General features: G+C 70.3%; 23 protein-coding genes and 1 riboswitch. Of the genes, 16 read left to right on the top strand and 7 right to left on the bottom strand.

All coding sequences use genetic code 11. The annotated features are described in order from the left end of the window. Nucleotides 1-98: 98 nt before the first annotated feature. Genes qcrB through ctaE form a run of 4 tightly spaced genes read right to left on the bottom strand, consistent with a single transcriptional unit; the run spans nt 99 to nt 4,475 of the window. Nucleotides 99-1,724 (bottom strand): cytochrome bc1 complex cytochrome b subunit, encoded by a 1,626-nt coding sequence (gene qcrB, locus FK268_RS01100; RefSeq protein WP_146430330.1) that lies wholly within the window; start codon nt 1,722-1,724, stop codon nt 99-101. Then, the gene (qcrA, locus tag FK268_RS01095; protein WP_231706868.1) at nt 1,724-2,905 is read right to left on the bottom strand and encodes a cytochrome bc1 complex Rieske iron-sulfur subunit; all 1,182 of its coding nucleotides are present in this window, start codon (nt 2,903-2,905) and stop codon (nt 1,724-1,726) included. Before qcrA ends, qcrB begins: the two co-directional genes overlap by 1 nt. Continuing rightward, complete coding sequence (qcrC, locus tag FK268_RS01090) at nt 2,902-3,822, bottom strand: cytochrome bc1 complex diheme cytochrome c subunit (RefSeq protein ID WP_146430328.1); 921 nt, start codon at nt 3,820-3,822, stop codon at nt 2,902-2,904. Before qcrC ends, qcrA begins: the two co-directional genes overlap by 4 nt. Before the next feature lie 38 nt (nt 3,823-3,860). Continuing rightward, the gene (gene ctaE, locus FK268_RS01085; protein WP_146430326.1) at nt 3,861-4,475 is read right to left on the bottom strand and encodes an aa3-type cytochrome oxidase subunit III; all 615 of its coding nucleotides are present in this window, start codon (nt 4,473-4,475) and stop codon (nt 3,861-3,863) included. A 149-nt stretch (nt 4,476-4,624) separates the two neighbouring features. On the opposite strand from ctaE, the gene FK268_RS01080 reads away from it, so the two are divergent. From FK268_RS01080 to FK268_RS01060, 5 genes are all read left to right on the top strand, one after another. Continuing rightward, entirely contained in the window at nt 4,625-5,083 is a 459-nt protein-coding gene (locus tag FK268_RS01080; protein WP_231706867.1) for a hypothetical protein, read from the top strand. Nucleotides 5,084-5,106: 23 nt separating this feature from the next. Next, on the top strand, nt 5,107-6,153 hold the full coding sequence (gene trpD / locus FK268_RS01075; RefSeq protein WP_146430324.1) for an anthranilate phosphoribosyltransferase: 1,047 nt from the start codon (nt 5,107-5,109) through the stop codon (nt 6,151-6,153). Beyond that, nucleotides 6,150-6,617 carry an aminoacyl-tRNA deacylase gene (locus FK268_RS01070; protein ID WP_231706866.1) on the top strand — a complete coding sequence of 156 codons (468 nt, stop codon included), beginning with the start codon at nt 6,150-6,152 and terminating at the stop codon, nt 6,615-6,617. The genes trpD and FK268_RS01070 overlap by 4 nt, the downstream gene beginning before the upstream one ends. 71 nt (nt 6,618-6,688) lie before the next feature. Then, entirely contained in the window at nt 6,689-7,540 is an 852-nt protein-coding gene (locus FK268_RS01065) for an HpcH/HpaI aldolase/citrate lyase family protein (protein ID WP_146430322.1), read from the top strand. A gap of 23 nt (nt 7,541-7,563) precedes the next feature. Next, entirely contained in the window at nt 7,564-8,478 is a 915-nt protein-coding gene (locus FK268_RS01060) for a hypothetical protein (protein ID WP_146430320.1), read from the top strand. A 4-nt stretch (nt 8,479-8,482) separates the two neighbouring features. Here the strand turns inward: FK268_RS01060 and FK268_RS01055 are convergent, their stop codons facing one another. Both FK268_RS01055 and FK268_RS01050 read right to left on the bottom strand, forming a co-directional pair. Beyond that, nucleotides 8,483-8,758, bottom strand: coding sequence for an Lrp/AsnC family transcriptional regulator (locus FK268_RS01055; protein ID WP_146430318.1), 276 nt, complete (start codon nt 8,756-8,758; stop codon nt 8,483-8,485). A gap of 27 nt (nt 8,759-8,785) precedes the next feature. Further along, the gene (locus tag FK268_RS01050; protein ID WP_146430316.1) at nt 8,786-10,615 is read right to left on the bottom strand and encodes a DEDD exonuclease domain-containing protein; all 1,830 of its coding nucleotides are present in this window, start codon (nt 10,613-10,615) and stop codon (nt 8,786-8,788) included. Between the two features lie 118 nt (nt 10,616-10,733). Between FK268_RS01050 and FK268_RS01045 the strand changes: the two genes are divergently transcribed. The 5 genes from FK268_RS01045 (at nt 10,734) to FK268_RS01025 (ending at nt 14,779) form a co-directional block, all read left to right on the top strand. Beyond that, a complete protein-coding gene (locus tag FK268_RS01045; RefSeq protein ID WP_146430314.1) occupies nt 10,734-10,988 on the top strand; it encodes a hypothetical protein in 255 nt (84 codons plus the stop codon). A gap of 120 nt (nt 10,989-11,108) precedes the next feature. Then, nucleotides 11,109-11,258: riboswitch (cyclic di-AMP (ydaO/yuaA leader) on the top strand. Nucleotides 11,259-11,272: 14 nt separating this feature from the next. Then, complete coding sequence (locus FK268_RS01040) at nt 11,273-11,941, top strand: C40 family peptidase (protein ID WP_146430312.1); 669 nt, start codon at nt 11,273-11,275, stop codon at nt 11,939-11,941. A gap of 61 nt (nt 11,942-12,002) precedes the next feature. Beyond that, entirely contained in the window at nt 12,003-13,046 is a 1,044-nt protein-coding gene (locus tag FK268_RS01035) for an NlpC/P60 family protein (RefSeq protein ID WP_146430310.1), read from the top strand. Nucleotides 13,047-13,061: 15 nt separating this feature from the next. Then, nucleotides 13,062-14,192: a glycosyltransferase family 4 protein gene (locus FK268_RS01030; RefSeq protein WP_146430308.1), complete on the top strand. Its 1,131-nt coding sequence runs from the start codon at nt 13,062-13,064 to the stop codon at nt 14,190-14,192. Between the two features lie 77 nt (nt 14,193-14,269). Beyond that, nucleotides 14,270-14,779 carry a hypothetical protein gene (locus FK268_RS01025; RefSeq protein WP_146430306.1) on the top strand — a complete coding sequence of 170 codons (510 nt, stop codon included), beginning with the start codon at nt 14,270-14,272 and terminating at the stop codon, nt 14,777-14,779. 81 nt (nt 14,780-14,860) lie between these two features. Here FK268_RS01025 and FK268_RS01020 read toward each other — a convergent pair whose 3' ends face one another. Then, a complete protein-coding gene (locus FK268_RS01020) occupies nt 14,861-16,663 on the bottom strand; it encodes an AMP-dependent synthetase/ligase (protein ID WP_146430304.1) in 1,803 nt (600 codons plus the stop codon). A gap of 121 nt (nt 16,664-16,784) precedes the next feature. On the opposite strand from FK268_RS01020, the gene FK268_RS01015 reads away from it, so the two are divergent. The 6 genes from FK268_RS01015 to FK268_RS00990 all read left to right on the top strand — a co-directional run bounded on the left by FK268_RS01015 (nt 16,785) and on the right by FK268_RS00990 (nt 22,158). Next, nucleotides 16,785-17,177 carry a hypothetical protein gene (locus FK268_RS01015; protein ID WP_146430302.1) on the top strand — a complete coding sequence of 131 codons (393 nt, stop codon included), beginning with the start codon at nt 16,785-16,787 and terminating at the stop codon, nt 17,175-17,177. Beyond that, on the top strand, nt 17,170-17,634 hold the full coding sequence (locus FK268_RS01010) for an SRPBCC family protein (RefSeq protein WP_146430300.1): 465 nt from the start codon (nt 17,170-17,172) through the stop codon (nt 17,632-17,634). Before FK268_RS01015 ends, FK268_RS01010 begins: the two co-directional genes overlap by 8 nt. Next, nucleotides 17,634-18,860, top strand: coding sequence for an ArsA family ATPase (locus FK268_RS01005; RefSeq protein WP_146430298.1), 1,227 nt, complete (start codon nt 17,634-17,636; stop codon nt 18,858-18,860). Before FK268_RS01010 ends, FK268_RS01005 begins: the two co-directional genes overlap by 1 nt. Continuing rightward, nucleotides 18,853-19,341, top strand: a complete 489-nt coding sequence (locus FK268_RS01000; protein ID WP_146430296.1) for a hypothetical protein — start codon at nt 18,853-18,855, stop codon at nt 19,339-19,341. Before FK268_RS01005 ends, FK268_RS01000 begins: the two co-directional genes overlap by 8 nt. Beyond that, complete coding sequence (locus tag FK268_RS00995; RefSeq protein ID WP_146430294.1) at nt 19,338-20,288, top strand: ROK family protein; 951 nt, start codon at nt 19,338-19,340, stop codon at nt 20,286-20,288. The genes FK268_RS01000 and FK268_RS00995 overlap by 4 nt, the downstream gene beginning before the upstream one ends. Nucleotides 20,289-20,451: 163 nt before the next feature. Next, nucleotides 20,452-22,158 (top strand): ABC transporter substrate-binding protein/permease, encoded by a 1,707-nt coding sequence (locus FK268_RS00990; protein ID WP_146431779.1) that lies wholly within the window; start codon nt 20,452-20,454, stop codon nt 22,156-22,158. The last annotated feature ends 33 nt before the right edge of the window (nt 22,159-22,191 follow it).

The following is a 22,191-nucleotide window of genomic DNA, read 5'->3' as shown; positions in this document are numbered from 1 at the left end:
GACCGCCCAGGCGCGTCGACGGCGGACCGTCGGACCCGGAAACGACTGCGGCCCCTCCCCGGGGTAGGGGAGGGGCCGCAGTGGCGTTGCGTCAGGAGCTAGTCGACGTCGATCTTGCCGCCGTTGTCCTGGACCTTCTTGAGGGCCTCGAGCGCCTTGAGCTCGCCGGCGTGATCGCGCTCGGCGTTCCCGCGCTGCTCGTCGGCCGGGTCGGCCCGGAGGAACGAACCCGTGCCGGGCTTGCCGGCAGCACCGAGCTGGTTGGCCTTGGTCGGCACCGCGGCGCCCTCGTACTCGAGGGGGACGGCGTGACCGTGCTCGTCGACCGGGCCGAGCGGCTGATGGAGCTCGATGAACTCACCGTTCGGGCGCCGGACGATGACGCCGGTCTCGATGCCGTGCTCCAGCACCGCGCGATCGGCGCGCTGCAGGCCGATGCAGAAGCGGTAGGTCAGCCAGTAGGCGACCGGGGGCGCCACCACGAGACCGATGCGGAAGAGCCACGTGGTCGCGTTCAGCGAGATGTGGAACTTCAGCGCGATGATGTCGTTCACGCAGGCCAGCGTCAGCAGGATGTAGAACGTCAGCGCCATGGCACCGATCGCGGTCCGCACCGGCACGTCACGGGGACGCTGCAGGATGTTGTGGTGCGCGTCGTCGCCGGTCAGCTTCTTCTCGAGCCACGGGTAGATGAACATCATCGTGATGATGAGGCCGACGATCAGCGCGACGAAGGCGGCACCGGGGACCGTGTGGCCCCAGAAGTACAGCTCCCACGCGGGCCACAGTCGGGCCAGGCCGTCCGTCCACATCATGTAGATGTCGGGCTGCGAACCCGCCGAGACCTTCGCCGGATCGTACGGGCCGATCACCCACACCGGGTTGATCGTGAAGATGCCGGCCATCAGGGCGATGATGCCGAAGGTGGCGGCGAAGTACGAGCCGGCCTTCACTGCGAAGACGGGGAGGATGCGCACACCCACCACGTTCTCCTCGGTACGGCCGGGGCCGGCGAACTGGGTGTGCTTCTGGTACCAGACCAGCGCCAGGTGACCCGCGATGAGCGCGAGGATGATGCCGGGGAAGAGCAGGATGTGCAGCACGTACAGGCGGGGGATGAGCAGCTCGCCGGGGAAGTCCCCGCCGAACAGCGCCCAGTGCACCCAGGTGCCCACGACCGGCAGGCCGACCACGATGCCGGACATCGCGGCGCGGACGCCGGTGCCGGAGAGCAGGTCGTCCGGGATCGAGTATCCGAAGAAGCCCTCGAACATCGCCAGCAGCAGCAGGGCGCAGCCGATGACCCAGTTGGCCTCGCGCGGGCGCCGGAACGCACCGGTGAAGAAGATGCGGGCCATGTGGATGATGATCGACGCGGCGAACATCAGTGCCGCCCAGTGGTGGATCTGGCGGACGAACAGGCCGCCGCGCACCTCGAACGAGATGTCCAGGGTGGTGGCGTAGGCGCGCGACATGGCGACGCCGTGCAGCGGCTCGTACGCGCCCTCGTAGTGGACCTCCGCCATCGACGGGTCGAAGAACAGAGTGAGGTAGACACCCGACAGCAGGAGGATCACGAAGCTGTAGAGCGCGACCTCGCCCAGCATGAACGACCAGTGCGTGGGGAAGACCTTGTTGATCTGGCGGCGGATTCCGGCAGCGAGGTGGTAACGCGAGTCCACCTCGTTGGCCTGCTGTCCGACGCGCTCGCCGAGTGTCGTCATCAGTGCGTCGCCTCCCAGAAGGCCGGTCCGACCTGTTCGATGAAGTCGCCGGCGGCGACCATGTAGCCCTGCTCGTTGACCGAGATCGGCAGCTGCGCGAGCGCGCGGGCGGCGGGGCCGAAGATCGGCTTGCCGTACTCGAGCGCGTTGAACTGCGACTGGTGGCAGGGGCAGAGGATGCGGTTGGTCTGCTGCTCGTACAGCGACGTGGGGCAGCCGAAGTGGCTGCAGACCTTGGTGTAGGCCCAGTAATCGCCGTAGTTGAAGCTCTCCTGGCCCTGCCGCTTGATGGCGCGGACGCCGTCCTCCGGGCGCAGGCGGATCAGCATGACGGGGTTGCGGATGCCCTTGAGGCCGTGGAGCAGCTTGAGGCGCGACTCCTCGGTCTCGCCGAAGCCGTCCGAGGCACGCCACGGGAAGACCGTCATCATGCCGCCGGCGTCGAGATCCTCGGCCTTGACGAGCTTGACCTTGTACGGGTCACCCACGTCGCTGCGCAGGAAGACGGGCTCGTGGTTGAGCTCGTTGGAGAAATCGTTCTCGAGCGAGTTCCAGTACGGCGACCAGCCGGTGTGCCAGAGAGGCGAGGCCTCACGCTTGGCCCACGGGTTCTTGACCAGGCCGCCGATGAAGCCCGCGGCCGCGCCCAGACCGAGCACGCCCACGCCGAACCCGGCGGACGCCAGGATCATCTTGCGGCGGGGGAGGGTGGAGGACTCCAGCGCGTCCTTGAACTGCGCCGCGGTGGTCATCTTGTCCAGCTTGGACGAGCCGCCCGCGTCGTGCCGCTGCTGGACGGCGATCTCCTCGGGGATGAACTTCTTCGTGTACTGCACGACGCCGGCGAAGACGCAGAGCAGCGCGAAGCCGAAGGTGATGCCGAGCATCGGGGTGTACAGCGTGTACCACCAGTAGTGCTCGTCATCGATGCCCTGGTACTTCCACGGCCAGAACAGGAAGACGCCGAGCAGGGCGGCGCCGAACAGGCCGGCGAGCACGAACCACAGTGCGACGGTGCGCTCGGCGCGCTTCTCCGCGCGGGTGCCCGGCACGGGGAAGCGGGGCTCGCGGTAGACCAGCTCGACACCGTCGAGGTTGGTTCCGAGCTTGACCAGTTCGTCCTGCGAGAGGTTGTCCAGTTCGTCGTCCGACGGGACGTTGTTCAACGGCTTGGCGCTCAATTCCTACTCCCAACCCACATCGCGGCGCCGACGACGGCGACGATCCCGACGAACCACATCACCATGCCCTCGGCCGCGGGGCCGAACCCGCCGAGGCCGTTGCCACCGGGCGACTGCGTCTCGCCGGCGTTCTTGATGAAGCCGATGATGTTCTTCTTCTCCTCGGGCGACAGTGCGCGGTCCGAGAACTTGGGCATGTTCTGCGGGCCGGTCAGCATCGCGGCGTAGATCTCCTGCTCGTTGGCGGGATCCAGCGGCGGCGCGAACTTACCGCCGGACAGGGCGCCGCCCCGGCCGGTGAAGTTGTGGCACGAGGCGCAGTTCAGGCGGAAGAGCTCGGCGCCGGCGCCGAGGTTCTTGCCGCGCAGCGAGGCCTGCGCGATCACGCGATCGCCGTTCTCGTTCCGCTTGATCGAGCCATCGGCGTTGTACTCCCACACGATCGACGGTCCGCCGCCGATCGACTGGATGTACGCGCCCATGGCGTCGATCTGCTTCGCGTCGAACTTGGCGGGCTTGCGCACGATCTGCGACGAGTTGATGGTCGCGGGCATGCGGCCCGAATGCACCTGGAAGTACACCGCGGAGTCACCGACGCCGACGAGGCTGGGACCGCGGTCCTTGACGCCCTCGAGGCTGGCGCCGTGGCAGCTGATGCACGAGGTCTCGTACAGGCGCTTGCCGGTCTGCACCTGCGCGGCGTCGAAGTCGTCCGCGATGGCGACCTGCGGGGTGGGGCTGGCGATGGTGGCGACACCACCGGCTGCGAGCAGGCCTCCGACCAGCAGTGCGGCACTCGCGAACTTGCGGCGGAGCTTGCGCTGCTTCCGGGCCTTCTGGGCCGAGACGACGGGCGCGCGCCCGGCACCGTCGGGCTCGCCTCCCTCGCCGGCGGGCTCAAAGTTGGCTGAACTCATCTGCTATCCCTCTGTGATGGCGACTGAGATAAACGTCTTTAGCGAATGATGTAAATGACGGCGAAGAGGCCGATCCACACCACGTCGACGAAGTGCCAGTAGTAGCTGACGACGATCGCCGAGGTCGCCTGGGCGGGCGTGAACTTCGAGGCGCGGCTGCGGGCCAGGATGAAGATGAAGGCCACGAGGCCACCCATCACGTGCAGGCCGTGGAAGCCGGTGGCCATGTAGAAGACCGAGCCGTACACCGACGAGCTGAGGGTCAGGCCCTCGCCGATCAGCGTGTAGTACTCATGCAGCTGGCCGGCGATGAACGCGGCGCCCATGATCAGCGAGATCAAGTACCAGATGCGGAACTTGAAGACGTCGCCCTTCTCGGCGGCGAACACGCCCAGCTGGCAGGTGACCGACGAGGCGATCAGCACGATGGTCGGCGGCAGGGCCGCGGCCAGGCTGATGTTCACATCGGCGGGGGGCCATCCGTTCTCCCCAGCACCGGCTCGCGCCACGAAGTACATGGCGAAGAGCCCGGCGAAGAACATGAGCTCGCTCGACAGCCAGACGATGGTCCCGACGCTGACCATGTTGGGCCGGTTGAGTGAGTGCACGCGCTGGGTGATGGCTGTAGCTGAGGTCGGTGCGGCGCTAGTCACCTCGCAAGTATGACCGGTCGTAGTATCGAATGCCTACCCGGGTCGCAGATTGGGCGCGTCGAATATCGCGGGCGGGCCGAAGGCCTCCCGCGGGAAGGATCGAAACACCACGTCAACGACCTGATCGGCATCGGCAGATAAGGCGGACCTTGCCCTACGACCTCAACGGCAGACCCGAGCAGCGGACCCGTCTGGGCCGTCTGCTGAACCGCCTCTCCGCACGCACCGTCGAAGAGTTAACGCCCGGGCACCCCGATTTGGTTCCCGTGGCCCAATCCGCCGACGACGCGGCCGCGTCGTCGGCGGTCCTGGACGCGTCCGCGAGCTTCGACCCCGAGGCGCAGAGCGTGCTGCTGCACGTGCTCGAGGTGCCGCCCGGCGAAGTCGACGAGGTGCTGCGGCTCGTCGCGCAGGACAGGTACGAGCGGATGCCCGACGGTGCCGCGCCCGCCGGCGGGCCCGCGGAGGGGCTGGAGACGGTGGTCGTGGCGCGCGTGCAGCAGGTCGACGCGCTGCACGTCTCGCAGGAGCGTTCACGGATGGCGGGCGTCACCGCCCGGCACGGCGGCCGGGCCGTGTTGTGGCAGGTGCTGCAGATTTCTCCTTGACCGTCCCGATTACAGTGGCGGCCATGGATTGGCCGACGGTTCTCACCGAGCTCACCTCCCAGCGCGATCTGAGCGCGGAGCAGGCGCGGTGGGCGATGTCAGAGATCATGAGCGACGCGGCCACCCCGTCGCAGATCTCGGCGTTCGGCGTGGCCATGAAGATGAAGGGACCGTCGCCGGTCGAGGTCCGGGCGCTGGCCGATGTGATGCTGTCGCTGACGACCCGCGTGCCCTTCGACGCCCGCGCCGTGGACATCGTCGGCACGGGCGGCGACCGGTCGCACTCGGTGAACATCTCGACCATGAGCTCGATCGTCGTCGCGGCGGCGGGCGTCCCCGTGCTCAAACACGGCAATCGGGCGGCGTCGTCGAAGTCGGGCGGTGCGGACTGCCTCGAGGCGCTCGGGGTGGCCATCGGCCTGAACGCCGACGGCGTCGCGCGCACCACCACCGAGTTGGGCATCGGCTTCTGCCTCGCCTCCGTCTTCCACTCGGGCCTGCGCTTCGCCGGCGCCACCCGCAAGGAGATCGGCATCCCGACGGTCTTCAACGTGCTCGGACCGCTGACCAACCCGGGGCGGCCGACGGCCGGCCTCATCGGCTGCGCCTTCGCGGACCTCGCCCCGGTCGTCGCGCAGGCCTTCGCCGATCGCGGCGGCCAGGACCACGTGATCGTCGTCCGCGGAGACGACGGTCTCGACGAGCTCACCACCACCTCGACGTCGACGGTCTGGCGCGTCCAGGAGGACGGGGTGGGTGTCGAATCCGTCGATCCGCGCGAGCTCGGACTCGCGCGCGTCGCGCTCGAGGATCTGCGGGGCGGCGACGCGACGGTCAACGCCGCGATCGCCCGCGCCTTCCTGGCCGGCGAGTCCGGTCCGGTCCGTGATGCGGTGCTGCTGAACTCGGCCGGCGCCGTCGCGGCGTACGAGGGCCTGGTGGCGGGGGAGACGGTGCAGGACGCGCTCGCCGCGCACCTGCCGCGGGTCGCGGAGGCTGTGGACTCGGGTGCCGCGGCGGGGCTGCTCGACCGGTGGGTCGCGCTGTCGCAGGAGATCGCGGGATCGTGAGCGACGCGGGGCTCGAGCGGATGCGCGCCGACGCCGCAGCCCGCGGCCTGACGGTGACCGTGCGCGCGCGTCCCGCCGCCCGCAGTCTCGAGGAGGCCGCGGCGCTGATGGAACTGCCACCGTCGCAGCTGGTGAAGTCCCTGGTCGTGCGCCGGGGCGAGGGCGATTACCTGTTCGCGCTGGTGCCGGGTGACCGGTCGATCGCCTGGCCGAAACTGCGGGCGGTCGTCGGCGTGAACCGGCTCGCGATGCCGCCGGCCGATGAGGCGCTCGAGGCGACGGGCTACGAGCGGGGCACGATCACGCCCGTCGGGGCGCTCGGCGACTGGCCGGTGTACGCCGACGAGCGGATCGTCGGAGCGAGGGTGGCCCTGGGTTCCGGCGCGCACGGGTACAGCGCGATCGTCGACGCGGACGCGCTGATCGCGGCGTACGGCGCGACCGTCGCCGACATCTCCGACTGAGTGCCCGCGAACACAACGCACAAAATTCCATTCCGCGGAATTCCGTGTTCCACGGGCCTAACCTGGACGGCGTGAGTAAGCGCACCGTCTCCCCGCAGATCGCTCGTTCCTGGCTCCTCGTGCCGGCCTCCCATCCCGAGTCCTTCGCCGTGGCGCAGGCCAGTGAGGCCGACGCCGTGATCATCGACCTCGAGGACGCCGTCGCCGCCAAGGACAAGGAACAGGCGCGGGCGGACACCGTCGAATGGTTGTCGACGGGCCATCGCGCCTGGGTGCGCATCAACGACGCGGCGAGCGAGTACTGGAGCGCCGACTGCGCCGCGCTCAAGCAGTGCGCCGGGCTCGAGGGCGTGATGCTGGCGAAGTCCGAGGGATCGAGCCATCTCGACGACACCGCGGACCGGTTGCCCGACGGGACGCGGATCCTCGCGCTCGTCGAAACGGCCCGCGGCATGCAGAACGTGGAGCGGATCGCGTCGGCACCGTCGACCTTCCGGATCGCCTTCGGTACCGGTGACTTCAAGCGCGACACCGCCGTCGGTGAGGACCCGATCGCCCTGGCCTACGCGCGCTCGCAGCTGGTCATCGCCTCGCGGGCGGCCCGATTGCCCGCGCCCATCGACGGCCCGACGCTGAACATCGCCCACCTGCCCACCGGTACCTCCCTGGCCAAGGAGATGGGCATGTCCGGCAAGCTGTGCCTGACTCCCGAGCACGCCGGTGTCATCAACGCCGGTCTCAGCCCCAGCGAGTCGGAGGTGGCCTGGGCACACGGCTTCATCGACGCCTTCGAGAAGTCCGGCGGCAAGATCACCGACGGTTCGGACCTGCCGCGCCTGGCCCGCGCCCAGAAGATCGTGCAGCAGGCCGTCGACTTCGGTATCGAGGTCGAGGCCGCGGAGGTCAGCCACAGCGGCTACTGAGATTCGCGCCTACTCTCGACGGCATGGGCCTGTTCGGGAGGAAGAAGTCGGTCGAGGACCAGCCGGATCCGTACCTGGACCTGCTGACGATCCGCGACGCCGATCGGTTGCGGTCGCTCACCCGGACGGTGCTGGCCGAGAAGGGGTTCGAGGCGCAGGTCCTCGGCGATCACCTCCGGACGGCCGACGGGTGCACGCTGGGTCTCGACAACCTGATGCGGAAGGTCCGCGGGGTCGACGGTGCGCAGTGGGACCCGGTGGTGCGGGAGCATCTGGCGGCGCTGCTGCGGCCCGGCGACGGCGAGCCGACCGACGAGGAGCTGCGTGCGCGCGTGATCGCGCGGCTGCTCGACGTGACCGCAGGTGACCCGCGCTTGACCTTCGACTACGCGCCGCAGTGGCAGCCCGGGGTGGCGGAGGTGCTCGCCGTCGACTACCCGGACCGGGTCAGCATGCTGGGCGACGGTTCCGTTCGGAACCTGGCGCCGCTCGGTCCCTGGTACGACCGGGCGCGTGGGAACCTGTTCCGCGAACTCACCGAGACCGCCGCGGTGCGCATCGAGACCGTGGAGCACGACGGGCACCGGATCCGGTGCGCCCTCAGCGAATCCGTCTACACGGCCAGCGGCGCTCTACTGCTGTCCGAGCTGCTGCCGCGATGGGTGCCGGGCATCGACCTGCGCGGTGGCGTGCTGTTCGGCGTGCCCTTCCGCAATCAGCTGGCCTTCGCGGCCTGCTCGGACGCGGCGAGTGCTCTGGGCGGCCTCATGCTGCTGCCGGTGTTCACCGCCAACGGCTACTCCGACGGGGTGGGCCCGGTGTCGCCGAACGTCTACTACTGGCGCGACGGCGCTGTGACGCAGATCAGCAGCATCGCCGACGACGCGCTGAACGTCACCCCGCCGCCGGAGCTGCTGGAGATCATCAACCGCGAGTAGGCGCTCAGTTCCCGATGTCGAAACCCGCGTCGACGTCCGCCGAGGCGTACTCGCGGAAGGCGATGTGGGTGGAGGTGTTCACCACCCCGTCGAGGCGGTTGATCTTCTCGGTGACGACCTCGGCGATCTGATCGTGCTCGCGCACCCGCACCTTGGCGACCAGGTCGATGTCACCCGCGCAGGAGTACACCTCGGTCACGCCTTCGATGTTCGCGACGGCCTGCGCGGTCTCGGGGATGCGGTGCACGTCGGCGCTGATGAGGACGATCGCAGTGATCACGTACGCGGCCTTTCGGTTGCCTTCCGCTCACGCGGCATGCGTGGCCTCCTCACTGTATTGCCTCGTGGCCCCGCGCGGATGCGCTGCCGCCGCTCGGGCGTCGCGACCCGCTTCGGACGCGCGCTCGGCCCACTCGGACCACCGCCCCGCGCCGTGGAGCGGCTCGCCCCACGTGCCCTGGACGTCCACGATGCGGGTTCCCGGGCGCAGCGCCCAGCGGCGGAGCAACGCCGCCTCCTCGGGGCTGGCCCCGTGCAGCGAGTCGGCCGGGAAGAGGGTGTCGGGGACGTCGGGCGCCGCCAGCGGATCTCCGCCGGCCTCGTACACCGATTCCGCGGCCGAGCGCAGGCGGTCGAAGACCGGCATCGGCGGCACCCCACGCGGCGCGACGCCCGCGGCTGCGAGACGACCGTGCCGCACGATCGACAGCTCCCAGCCCCCGCGGCCGTCGGGGTGCGCGATCGACAACTCCGGTACCTCCGCGAAGGCGACCAGTGCGTGCGAGCGGGCCACCGCGTCCACCAGTCGGGCGGTCCGGTCGCGCAGCCGCGCCGCGGACTCGAAGAACTCGCGTTCCGCGAGCGCCGCGAGCCGGGATTCCAGTGCGTCGAAGACCTCCGAGGAGCGGCCGGTGAGGGCGGCCGCCGTCAGCTCGGCGCGCGGGCGGTACAGCGCGGCGGGTTCGGGTGCGGCGACAGAGGCGTGGCACCCGCCGAGGGGACGCGCACCGTCGGGCCCCAGGGCGCACGTGTGGACCGCCCCGGCCCGGAGGCGGGTGGTGCACGTGCGCAGCCCGCACGCCTCGGCGAGCAGATCGGCCAGATCCGCGGCATCGGTCCGCGAACGCACCGGTCCGATGCAGGGCGCGCCCGGCGGCGCCGCGCGGCGCACCGCGAGTCGGGGAAAGGCCTCCGTCGTCAGGTGGATCCACCAGCCGCGCTTGGGGTACTTCGATCGACGGTTGTACGGGGGAGTGTGCGCCGCGATGAGCCGCAGCTCCCGCGCCGCGGCCTCCAACGCGTGCGCGCACTCGACGTGGTCCACCCGCTCCGCGAGCCCCACCATCTCTTTGATGCGGCCCCGCGTCTCCCCGGAGGTGAAGTAGTTGCGCACCCGGCGGCGCAGGTTGCCCGACGTGCCCACGTAGAGGACCTCGTTCCCCGGACCGCGGAAGAGGTAGACGCCCGGCCGCTCCGGTAGCGGATCCGCGAGAGAACGTTTGGCGCGCTGCTGCGGTGTGACCGAGGGCAGGTGGCCGCGCAGCTCGCCCAGGGTGTGGATGCCCTGGTTGCCCACCCGCGCGATCAACCCGTGCAGCACTTCGACGGTGGCCCGGGCGTCGTCGAGTGCCCGGTGGTTGGGCGTGGTCTCGGTGCGGAACAGCCGTGCGAGCTCGCTGAGCTTCACCGACGGGGCCTCGTCCCGGGTGAGGACCCGCCGTGCCAGCTGGACGGTGCACAGCGATGCGGGCTTGGGCCAGGGAGTGCCGGTCTGTGCGGAGGCTGCCTTGAGGAAGCCCAGGTCGAACCGGGCGTTGTGCGCCACCAGGACGGCGCCGTGCGCGAACTCGAGGAACGAGGGGAGCACCGACTCGATCCGGGGTGCGCCGGTGACCATTGCGGTGGTGATGCCGGTGAGGTGGGTGATGTGCGGCGAGATCCCGCAGCCGGGATCGACCAGCGTGGCGAACTCGCCGAGGACCTCCCCGCCGCGCACCTTCACGGCGCCGATCTCGGTGATCGCGTCACCGCCTTTGGGGGAGCCCCCGGTGGTCTCCAGGTCGACCACGACGAAGGTCACCTCTCGCAGGGGCGGATCGACGGTGCCCGTCTCACAATCGTCCAGGCTGAGCTGCATGGCGCGACCGTAGAACACCCCACCGACAGGTTTCCGCCGTCCGAACGGGCGCGCGAAACTTGTCGGTCGTCACACCTAGCGTCGCCGGTATCGAGACCGACAACGAAGGGATGCCGCCATGGCACTGCACGTCGATTGCTCCACCTGCCCCGCCAAGCCCCGCGCCTGTGGCGACTGCTCCGTGGGCTTCCTTCTCGGCCCGGTGGTCGTCGCCGCGCCCGCGCCCGCTGATGCACCGACGCCGGCAGGGGTCACGGGTGACTCGATGGTCACGGCGGATCCGGGCCTGAGTGACGCGATCGCGGCATTCGCGAACGAAGGAATGTTGCCTCGCCTGCGCGTAGTCTCTGACCAGGCGAAACGAGCGGGCTGAACGGGCCTGGCCGCAGGTTCTCGCCTCGACACCGGCGCGTCCGGCTAGACAGGCGCGTTTCCGTTTCGTAATCTTTCTGAGACCTTGCGGAGGTGCCCGGGGCGAAAGCCGCCCCGTCTCCCTCGGTCACCGCCTAAGAGGCCGCGAGGCCTCACCGGGGACCCACACGCGTTATCCGGGGTGAATCGCCGGAGGCTCAGGCCTCCGGGGTAGGGCATCTTCCTCGCCCGAACCCGTCAGCTAACTCGGTCGGCGGTCGGGAAGAAAACTAGGAGAATCGCTTCGTGGCGAAACACCGAATTCAGCCGCAGCCCAGCCGGGGTGCCACCGCCGCTCGTGGTGCCCTCGCAGCAGGCGCCGTGACCATCGGTACCCTCGCGGTCCCCGCCGCCGCTTTCGCAGCGCCTGCCCCCGCTGCGCCGGCGCCTGTCTCGCCGCAGGCGAAGCCCGCCCCTGCGCCCGCCGCGAACCCCGCGGTGAAGGCCGATCCGGCGGCGAAGCCCGCGCAGACGATCGCCTCTCGCAACACCACCGCGCGCCCGAACGTCGTGAGCGACGTCGCCATCGCCCCGAAGCCGGGCGTCACCTCCGTCGCCGGCGTGCAGCCCGGCGGTGCGAAGGCGAAGGTCGTGCAGGCCGCCCTGTCGCGTACCGGCCTGCCCTACTCGTACGGCTCGGCCGGCCCGAACTCGTTCGACTGCTCCGGCCTCGTGTACTGGTCCATGAAGCAGGCGGGCATCTCCGTGCCGCGCGACAGCTACGGCCAGCTCGGCGGAGGCCGCTCGGTCCCGATCTCCGACCTGCAGCCGGGCGACATCGTGATCTACAACGGTGGCAGCCACGCCGCGCTGTACATCGGCAACGGCAAGGTCGTCCACTCGGTGAACTACGGCATCCCCGTCAAGGTGAGCCCGCTCAACGAGATGTCGGTGTACTCCGCCCGTCGTTACTGACGTAACCTGGCAACGGTTGCGTTCGCAATCGTGCTCCAGCTTCGGAAGGACCCGCTCGGCCGTGTCATCGACCTTCTCCCATCGATCCCTCGCGCACCGCGCCACCGCAGCGTCGGCCGCGCTGGCTCTCGTCGCAGGGCTGACCGTGGCCGGCAGCGCCACCGCGGATCCCGACACGGCCGATGCCGCACTGAAGCAGTACCAGGCGCTGTCCGAGCAGGCCTCCGGCACCAATGAGGCGGCCAAGGCGGCACAGGAGGAGGCCGAGAAGGCCACGGCCGCCAAGCGCGCCGCTGATGCGACGCTCGTGGCCGCGAAGCGCGAGGTCGCCGCCGTGCAGGCGCGGAAGGCGGCGCTGCAGCCGCAGATCGACGCCGTGGTGGTCGCGAACTACAAGGGATCGCGCACCAACCGCACCTACGCGTTGCTCGTGAGCGACTCGCCGCAGCAGATGCTCGACCAGATGTCGACGCTCGACTTCATCAACCGCGATGTCGTCGCCACCGTCGACGCCTACAAGAAGTCGAAGGCCGCCGCCGATTCGGCCGCCACCAGGGCCTCGGACGCCGCCAAGTCCGCGGAGACGACGCGGACCGAGGCGGAGCGTAAAGCGGCGGAGCTCAAGGAGAAGAAGTCGCGTCTCGCTCAGGAGATCGCGCGCATCAAGTCCATCTACGACCGGCTCACCGGGGCGCAGCGCCAGACGCTCATCGGCCCGCCCACGCCGTTCGACCCGAGCAAGGTGCCCGCGGGCAGCACGGCCGAACTCGCCGCGGTGCGCGCAGCGCTCACTCGTGTCGGCAGCCCGTACGCGTGGGGCGGTACCGGCCCCGGCCAGTTCGACTGCTCCGGCCTCATGGTCTGGGCGTACCAGCAGTCCGGTAAGTCCCTGCCGCGCACCTCGCAGGCCCAGCTCAGCGGCGGGCGCCCCGTCTCCCGCGGCGAGCTCCAGCCGGGCGACCTCATCGTCTACTACTCGGCCGCCACGCACGTCGGCATGTACGTGGGCGACGGGAAGGTCGTGCACGCCTCCACCTTCGGCGTTCCCGTGCAGGTCGTGCCGATCGACGCGGCGGGCCCGTACAACTCGGCGGTCCGCTACTAGCTAGGCTTGGGCACCATGCCGCGCACGCTGCTGGTCACCAACGACTTCCCGCCCCGTCCCGGCGGCATCCAGACCTATCTCCAAGCGTTCGTGCGGCAGCTGCCCGCCGATGAGCTCGTCGTCTACGCATCACGCTGGCGCGGCAGCGACGAGTACGACGCCGCGCAGCCCTTCGAGGTGGTCCGACACCCGACGACGTTGCTGCTGCCCACCCCCGACGCACTGTCCCGCGCTCGGGACCTGGTGCGCTCCCGCGACATCGAGACCGTCTGGTTCGGCGCCGCCGCGCCGCTCGCTCTGCTCGGTGCCCCGCTCAAGGATGCGGGCGCGGTGCGCACCGTCGCTTCCACCCACGGTCACGAGGTGGGATGGTCCATGCTGCCGCCCTCGCGTGCCTGCCTGCGCCGCATCGGCGAGACCACGGACGTGACCACCTACGTCAGCAAGTACACCCGGGGCAGGTTCGCGGCGGCGTTCGGCCCGCGCGCCGCGCTGGAGCACCTTCCGCCCGGCGTCGACACCGACGTCTTCAAGCCCGACGAGGCCGCACGTGCCGAGCTGCGGGCGCGGTACGGACTCGGCGCCGACGAACCCGTCGTGCTGTGCCTCTCGCGGCTGGTGCCGCGGAAGGGGCAGGACATGCTGATCCGCGCTCTGCCGCGGATCCGCGCGCGGGTGCCGGGGGCGAAGCTGGTGATCGTGGGCGGTGGTCCCTACGCCGAGACACTGCACAAACTGGTGCGGCAGGTCGGTGTCGAGGATCAGGTGAACTTCACCGGGACCGTTCCGTTCGACGAGCTCGCGGCGCACCACAACCTGGGCGATGTCTTCGCCATGCCCTGCCGTACTCGTGGCGCGGGCCTGGACGTGGAAGGGCTCGGCATCGTCTTCCTCGAGGCTTCGGCGACCGGCAAGCCCGTGGTGGCCGGTGACTCCGGAGGTGCGCCCGAGACGGTCTGGGAGGGGGAATCGGGGCACGTCGTGCCCGGACGCGATGTGGAGGCGATCGCGGATGCCGTGGCCGGTGTGCTGGCGGATCCCGATCGTGCCGCGGCGATGGGTGCCCGCGGACGTGAGCTCGTGGCCGAGCACTTCGACTGGCGCCGTCTCGGCCATCGCCTCCAGACCCTCCTCAGCCCGTACTGAGCGGAAAGCACCGCCCGATCGTGTAGTCGCCGAGCATGGGCGAAGACCTGTTATTCAGTATGGCGTATGTTCAATGTATGAAACGGGCATTGCGTTCGGGAGTAGTGGTGCTCGCCGCGGTCGCGGCGGTGAGTTGCTCCGGAGATCGTGAGCCGTCGATCGTGGTCGAAGCGGTGACCCGTGCGGAGTCGACGTGCGCGAGGTCGGAGGTGCCGATCGCCGCGTACGGCAATGGCGCGTACGGCAGCAGCCGCCACACGTGGACGAGCGGGGTCACTTCGGTGCAGGTGCGGCAGGCCTTCGTCGAGGCGGCAGGGGAGGCACGGATCGCTGTTCCCGGCGCTGAAGAACTCGACAAGGTGACGCTGAGGATCAGCGATGCGGTGCTCGACACGCTCCCGCAACGTACGTCCACGCTCGCGATCACATCCTCCTTCGGAGAGGAGATCTTTGCGTACGTCGTGCGCTGCGAGTACCGCGTGGGTATGCGGCGGGGCGACACCCGGTTCACACTCACGATCAAGGGGGCAGCGGGCCGGTGGGAGTTCCGCTCGTTTCCCATCGACGAGTCCGGACGGCCGAAGTAGGCGGCCCAGCGGCGCCGTCGGGGGGGCGGAAGAACAGAACCGCCGCACCGGAAGTCCGGTGCGGCGGTTCGATGTCCGGGCCTACTGGGCGTAGATCTCGGCGATGTCGTCCGCGTACTTCTTCGAGACGACGTTGCGCTTGACCTTCATCGTGGGCGTCATCTCGCCGGTCTCCTCGGAGAAGTCCTCCGGCAGGATGCGCACCTTCTTGATGGCTTCGGCCTTGGAGACGGTGTCGTTGGCGGCGGCGACGGCCTTGTTGATCTCGGCGACCAGGTCGGGATCGTTGCGCAGGTCGGCGACGGTGGCGGACTCGGGCTTGCCGTTCGCCGCCTTCCACTGCGGGAAGGCCTCCGGATCGATGGTGACGAGCGCGGCGATGAAGGGCTGCGCGTCGCCGACGACCATGGCCTGCGAGATCAGCGGGTTGCTGCGCAGCGCGTCCTCCAGGCCGGCGGGGGAGACGTTCTTGCCACCGGCGGTGACGATGAGCTCCTTCTTGCGGCCGGTGATCGACAGGAAGCCGTCATCGTCGATCGAGCCCAGGTCGCCGGTGTGGAACCAGCCGTCCTCGATCGCGCTCTTCGTGGCCTCCTCGTTGCCCCAGTAACCGCGGAAGACCACGGAGCCCTTGAGCAGGATCTCGCCGTCCTCGGCGATCTTCGCGGCCTGCCCGGCCAGGGGCCGCCCGACGGTACCGATCTTCTGCGCGCCCGCCACGTTCACGGTGATGGCCGCGGTGGTCTCGGTGAGGCCGTAGCCCTCCATGACCGTGACGCCGACGCCGCGGAAGAAGTGGCCGAGGCGCGCGCCCAGGGGAGCGCCGCCCGAGATCGCGACCTTGCAGTTCCCGCCCAGGGCCGCCTTGAGCTTGCCGTAGACGAGCTTGTCGAACAGCGTGTGCTTGGCCTTGAGGATGAGGCCGGCGCCGCCGGTGTCCTGCGCCTGGCTGTACTCGATGGCGGTCTGCACGGCCGCGTCGAAGATCTTGCCCTTGCCGCCGTCCACGGCGCTCTGCTGTGCGGAGGCGAAGACCTTCTCGAAGACGCGCGGCACCGACAGGATCAGCGTCGGCTGGAAGACGGAGAACTGGGGCACCAGGTTCTTGGTGTCGTTGAAGTGACCGACCACGGCGCCGCCCTTGAAGCAGGCGATGTTGACGGCGCGGGCCAGCACGTGCGCCAGCGGCAGGAACATCACGTTGGAGCCGCCGCGGATGGCGTCGCCGAAGGGCGAAGCGAGGATCGCCTCGGCCTCGCTCATGAGGTTCGAGTGCATGAGCTCGCAGCCCTTGGGCCGGCCCGTGGTACCCGAGGTGTAGATCAGCGTGGCGAGGTCGTCGGCCTTGACGCCGGCGCGGCCCGCGTGCACCTGCTCGTCGGTCACGTCGGCGCCCTCGGCGGTGAGCGTCTCGACGGCGCCCTTCTCGCCCTCCTTCGCCTCGATCTGCAGGACCCGCTGCACCTTGTGGAGGCTCGTGAGCTCGGCGACCTCGGCGGCCTGCTTCGGCCCTTCGATGATCATCAGCACGGCGTCGGAGTCCTCGAGGATCCAGTCGATCTGCCCGGCGGAGCTGGTCTCGTAGACCGGCACGGTGACGGCGCCGACCGCCCAGATGGCGAAGTCGATGACGGGCCACTCGTAGCGCGTCGAGGACACCAGCGCGACGCGGTCACCCGGCTGCACTCCCTGCGCGATGAGCCCCTTGGCGACCCCGAGGATCTCCTGCTCGTACTGCTTGGAGGTCACCGGCTCCCAGGTTCCCGCGACCAGGCGCTTGACCCGGACGCTGTCCGGGTCCGTGCGAGCCACGTCGAAGACGACGTCGACCGTCGAGGCCGAGGGGTCGATGGTGTAGTTGGCGGGAACACTGATCTCGCGCACGAATCCTCCGGGTCGCAAACGACGGTTTTGTGGTGAACCTTACACCGCTGCACACGGCCCCTTCCGGCCCGAACCGACCCGGCACCGTCCGCCCCGCGACCGGATGTGTGAAGCTTAGGAGGTGAGCACCATCCAAGTGGCCGACGTCGCCTTCGTCGCCGCCCACCCGAGTGCCGTGGCCGCCGCGATGGCGGGCGCGCAGCGGTGGCGCGGTTGGTTCCCCGACCTGCGCCTGACCGTCACCGAGGACCGGGGTGAGCTCGGCATCCGGTGGAAGGTCGACGGTGCCGCGACCGGGACCTCGGAGTTCTGGATCGAGCCGCACCTCGACGGCAGCCTGCTGCACTACTTCCTGCACGCGGAACCGGCGCGGCCGATGACGCCCGAGCAGATCGTCGCGGACGTGCGCGAGCGCCGGGTCCGCGGCCACGACGTGATGTTCGACGTGAAGTTCACCGCCGAGGCCGGCCGGATCCTGGGCGGCCCCGCCGCCGGGGAGGTGGAGCGTGTCTGACGCGGACCGCACCCGCGAATCGATCGTCATCGCGGCGCCGCCGGAGGCGATCATGGCGGCGATCTCCGGCTTCGACCGCTACCCCGAATGGGTGTCCGCCGCGCGTGAGGTCACCGTCCTGGAGACCACACCCGACGGGATGCCGCGCCGGGTGCGCTTCGTCCTGGAGGAGGGCTTCCTCCGCGACACCTACGAGCTCGAGTACCGCTGGGCGCCCGGCGGCCGGTCCGTGGAGTGGGACCTCGCGGCGAGCACGTTGCAGAGCACGCAGCACGGCCGCTACGACCTGACCCCGTCGGCGGACGGATCCGGGACCACCGTCACCTACACGCTCGAGGTCACCCTGCAGATCCCGATGCTCGGGATGCTCCGCCGCAAGGCGGAGAAGGCGATCACCGACACCGCCCTCAAGGAGCTCAAGCGCCACGTCGAGGGCGAGTCGGCGGCCGAATCCTGATGTCCGGGGAAGGCTCCGCGACCCGCCTCCTGCTGGTCTCGGGAGCCGGGGGATCGGGCCGCACCACCGTGGCCACGGCGCTCGCGTCGCGCGCGGCGGAGCGCGGGCGCGCGCTGCTGGTCACCGTCGGGCGGACCGTCGACCCGCTACTGGCGGACGGCACCGGGGCCTTCGACCACGTCCACTTCAACCCGGTCGAACTGCTCGCGCAGTGGTGGGGGAGCCTGTCTGCGACGGTGCGCGCCGGGCGCGGTCTCGGGGGCGAGAGCGGCGACACCGCGGGCGGTTTCGATCCCTTCGCCCTCGAACCGCCCGAGCTGACCGGCCTCGCCGACGCGGAGCACATCCTCGTTCTCCGCGCGGTGCGCGGACACGTCGAGTCGGGGGAGTACCGCACCGTCGTCGTCGACGGCCCCGCGTTCGACGGGCTCCTCTCGCTGCTGACGGCGCCCGCATCGCTCGCGGCGTACCTCGAGCGGGTCTGGCCGCGGCACGTGCGGCTGTCGGGCCCCGCGTCCGGTCCGGCCGCAGGCGCGCTGGCCGCGCTGCTCCTGGCCGAGCCGCTCGCCGGGCTCGCGGATCAGCTCGCGGCCTTCGTCGCCGATCGGACCGTCCTCGAACTGGTCCACGTCGCGACGGGGGACGCCGGGCGCCCGGCCCTCGCCCGCGCGGAACTCGCCGCGCTCGAGGTGCTCGGCCTACGGCCCGTGGCGCTGGTCCTCAACCGGATGATCGACGTCGACGACCGCTTCGCACTCGACCTGCCGCATCCGGCGGTCCGCCTGGTGCGGGCGCGGGTCGCGGCGCAGGACGACGCCCGCGAGGCCCTCGCGGAGGTGGCGACGGTGCTCGACCGCCCCGTCATCGAGGCCGCCGAGGCGGCCGAGCCGATCCGCACCCCCGCCGCCGCAGCCGCACTGACCTGGGACGCCGCTGCGATCCTCGACGCAGCCCCCGTGGCGGTGCCGGTTCCCGCCGTCCGGTCGACGGGCGGGGCTGGACTCGATGCGCGGTACGAATGGTCGATCACGCTGCCGCTGGTGGATCCCTCCACGATCGGTCTCGGCCGCGTCGAGGAGGACGTCGTCGTCGAAGCGCAGGGTGTTCGACGCCGGATGCGGCTACCGTCGGTGCTGCGCCGCTGCGTCGTTGCGGGCGCCACGTACGAGGATGGGGAGTTGCGCGTGAGTTTCGTCCCCGACCCGGAGGTGTGGCCCCGTGGCTGATCCCACCCCCGATCCCTCCGAGGAGTTCCTCGCGTCCGCGGCCCGGCTGTTCGAGACGGCCCGCCCGTGGATCGCCGCCGCGCTGGCCGAGCACTCCGCGCACCCCGACGGTGACCCCGGCGCCTGCCGCCTGTGCGCCCTCGGCGGCGCCGTCGCGCGGCACATCGAGCCCTTCGCCGCGGAGGCGTCGAAGTCCTTCGGGCACTTCGCCGACGAGGTTCTCGCCGACGTGCTCCGGCTCGCCGAGGAACTGCTCGGCAGCGCCCGGATCGCCGCGGCGGCCGTCGCGGCCGACTACCTCTCGACCGTGGGAGCAACCCCGCCCGAGGAGCCGGATACGGCCGGTCCCGACGAGCCCGCGCAGCCCGCGTCCTCGTCGCAGGCCGCCGGCTACGAGCGCATCGACATCCGCCTGGGCGGCACCGATTCCGGCGCCGGGGGCGGAGCCGACGGGCCGCACGAGGAGGATCCGTACGCATGACGCTGACGATCGGCATCGACATCGGCGGCACCTCGGTCCGCGCCGGCGTCGTGACCGCGGACGGGACCGTGATCGACACGGCGCGAGCGGAGACGCCCCGCAGCGCCGCGGCCCTCGAACGGTGCCTGGACCGGGTGGTACAGGAGCTGCGGGTCGAACACGACGTGCGCGCCGTCGGCCTGGCCGTCGCGGGCTTCCTGGACCCGTCACGGCAGGTCGTCGCCTTCGCGCCGCACCTCCCGTGGCGCGAGGCCAAGGTCCCGTCGGAGATGGCCGCGCGCATCGGGCTGCCGGTGGTGATGGAGCACGACGCGAACTCGGCGGCGTGGGCGGAGTTCGTGCACGGCGCCGCCCGGCAGGCGCACGTCACCTGCGTCGTCGCACTCGGTACCGGGATCGGGGCGGGGCTGCTCATCGACGGCGCGCTCTACCGCGGCGCCTTCGGGGTCGCGCCGGAGCTCGGCCACCTGCAGGTCGTGCCCGACGGTCGGCCGTGCGAGTGCGGGAAGGCGGGCTGCTGGGAGCGCTACTGCAGCGGGACGGCTCTGGTGGAGACCGCCATCGACCTGATGGGCGGTTCCGGTTCGCGCGGCGTGCAACTCGCGCGGGAGCTCGCCGACGATCCGGGATCGCTGACGGGCCGCAAGGTGGCCGCGGCCGCGGAGGCCGGCGATCCGGTGGCGCAGGAAGCGGTGGGGGAGCTGGCCCGGTGGCTCGGCGTCGGCCTGGCGATGGTATGCGATGTCTTCGATCCCGACCTGATCGTGCTGTCCGGCGGGGTCGGCGCGTCGTCGCGCCTGTTCCTCGACGATGCCCGCGAGCACTACGCGCGGCAGCTGACCGGCGGGAAGTACCGGCGCAAGGCCCGGATCCGGGCCACGGAGCTCGGCGAGCGTGCCGGCATGCTCGGGGCCGCCGCGCTCGCGCGGGACGCCGTCAGCCGGTGACGACGGACGGGCATTGCGATCACGGACGATCCTAAATCTCGTCTTCCGATCGATGACACCGTAGGGTTCACGCGTGACTGCACCCAGAACGGCCCGGAGCCTGCGGCTTCTCGCCGTGATTCCGCTGCTCGGCCTCCTCCTCGCGCTCGTGTCCCCGGTGGGCATGGCCGCCGCCGCGCCCGATGCCGGCAAGTGCGCCCCTCCCGGTGAGGCTTCCGCGTCGGCCGCGCCCCTCAACCTCGCCGCGGCGGGCAACCAGGACGTCGACAAGTACACGACGCCGGGCGTGGTGCCGCTCGAGTCGATCAACCGCGACGCGCTCGGGCTGATCAAGCCGGGCACGATCACCGTCGGGACCCTGGGTGACGCGCCGCCGAGCATCTGCCTGAACCAGGCGACGGGCCAGTACACCGGCTTCGACAACGAGCTGCTCAAGGCGATCGCGCAGAAGCTCGGCCTGAAGATCGAGTTCTCGGGCACCGAGTTCTCCGGCCTGCTCTCGGCCGTGGCCACCAAGCGCTACGACGTGGGCTCGTCGTCGATCACCACGACGGACGCGCGCCGCCAGACGGTGGCCTTCACCAACGGCTACGACTTCGGCTACTTCTCGCTGGTGGTCAAGTCCGGCTCGCCGATCAAGGGCTTCGACAACCTCACCGCCGGCAACCGCATCGGCGTGGTGCAGGGCACGGTCCAGGACGAGTACGTCAAGAACGTGCTGAAGCTGGAGCCGGTCAAGTACCCGGACTACGCCACCGCCTACGCGAACCTGCGCTCGGGGCAGATCGACGCGTGGATCGCACCGTCGGCCCAGGCGGACGGGCAGGTCAAGCCCAGCGACGGCACGGCCATCGTCGAGAACACCTTCTCGGTCAACAACTACGTGGGCTGGGCCGTGGCGAAGGGCAACCAGCCGCTGGTCGACGCCCTCAACACCGGCCTCGACGCGATCATCGCCGACGGCACCTACGCCAAGCTCTACACGGACTGGGCGCCGCGCGAGATGCCGAAGGGCTGGAAGCCGGGGTCGAAGGCGGCTCCCGAGCCGCAGCTGCCCGACTTCGCGGCGATCGCCAAGGCGAATGCGAAGGACAAGCCCGCGCAGGGCGCCGCGGAGCAGAAGGGCGCCCTCGCCCAGCTGAGCGACACCTTCTTCAACTGGAGCCTGTACCGCGAGGCCTTCCCGTACCTGCTCAAGACGGGTCTGCCGAACACACTGATCCTGGCGATCGTCTCGGGCCTGATCGGCACTGTGATCGGTCTGCTGCTGGCCGTGGCGGGCATCTCCCGCACGCGCTGGCTGCGCTGGCCCGCCCGGGTGTACACCGACGTCTTCCGCGGCCTGCCCGCGGTGGTCGTGATCCTGCTCTTCGGCCTCGGAATCGGGCCGATCGTCAAGGACATCACCGGCAACAACCCGTACTGGCTCGGCGCGATCGCCCTCGGCCTGCTGGCCGCGGCGTACATCGGCGAGATCTTCCGCTCCGGCATCCAGTCCGTCGAGGCGGGGCAGATGGAGGCCTCGCGCGCGATCGGCTTCAGCTACCGCCAGTCCATGTCGCTGGTGATCATCCCGCAGGGCGTGCGCCGGGTGCTCCCGGCGCTGATGAACCAGTTCATCTCGCTGATCAAGGACAGCTCGCTGATCTACTTCCTCGGCCTGCTGGCGTCGCAGCGCGAGCTGTTCGCCGTCGGTCGTGACCTCAACGCCAACACTGGCAACCTCTCGCCGCTCGTGGCCGCGGGCCTGTTCTACCTGGTCCTGACGGTGCCGCTGACCCACCTCGTGAACTACATCGACACGCGCCTGCGCTCGGGAAAGCGGGAGCAGACCCCCGTCGAACTCGACCTCGCCGCGGAGAAGGGCTGACCCACAGTGACTGAGAACTCCACTCCCTCCGAG

Source organism: Tsukamurella sputi, assembly GCF_007858445.1.
Lineage (GTDB): Bacteria > Actinomycetota > Actinomycetes > Mycobacteriales > Mycobacteriaceae > Tsukamurella > Tsukamurella sputi.
The sequence above is the reverse complement of the archived record's forward strand: the minus strand, read 5'-3'. Positions and strand labels throughout refer to the sequence as shown.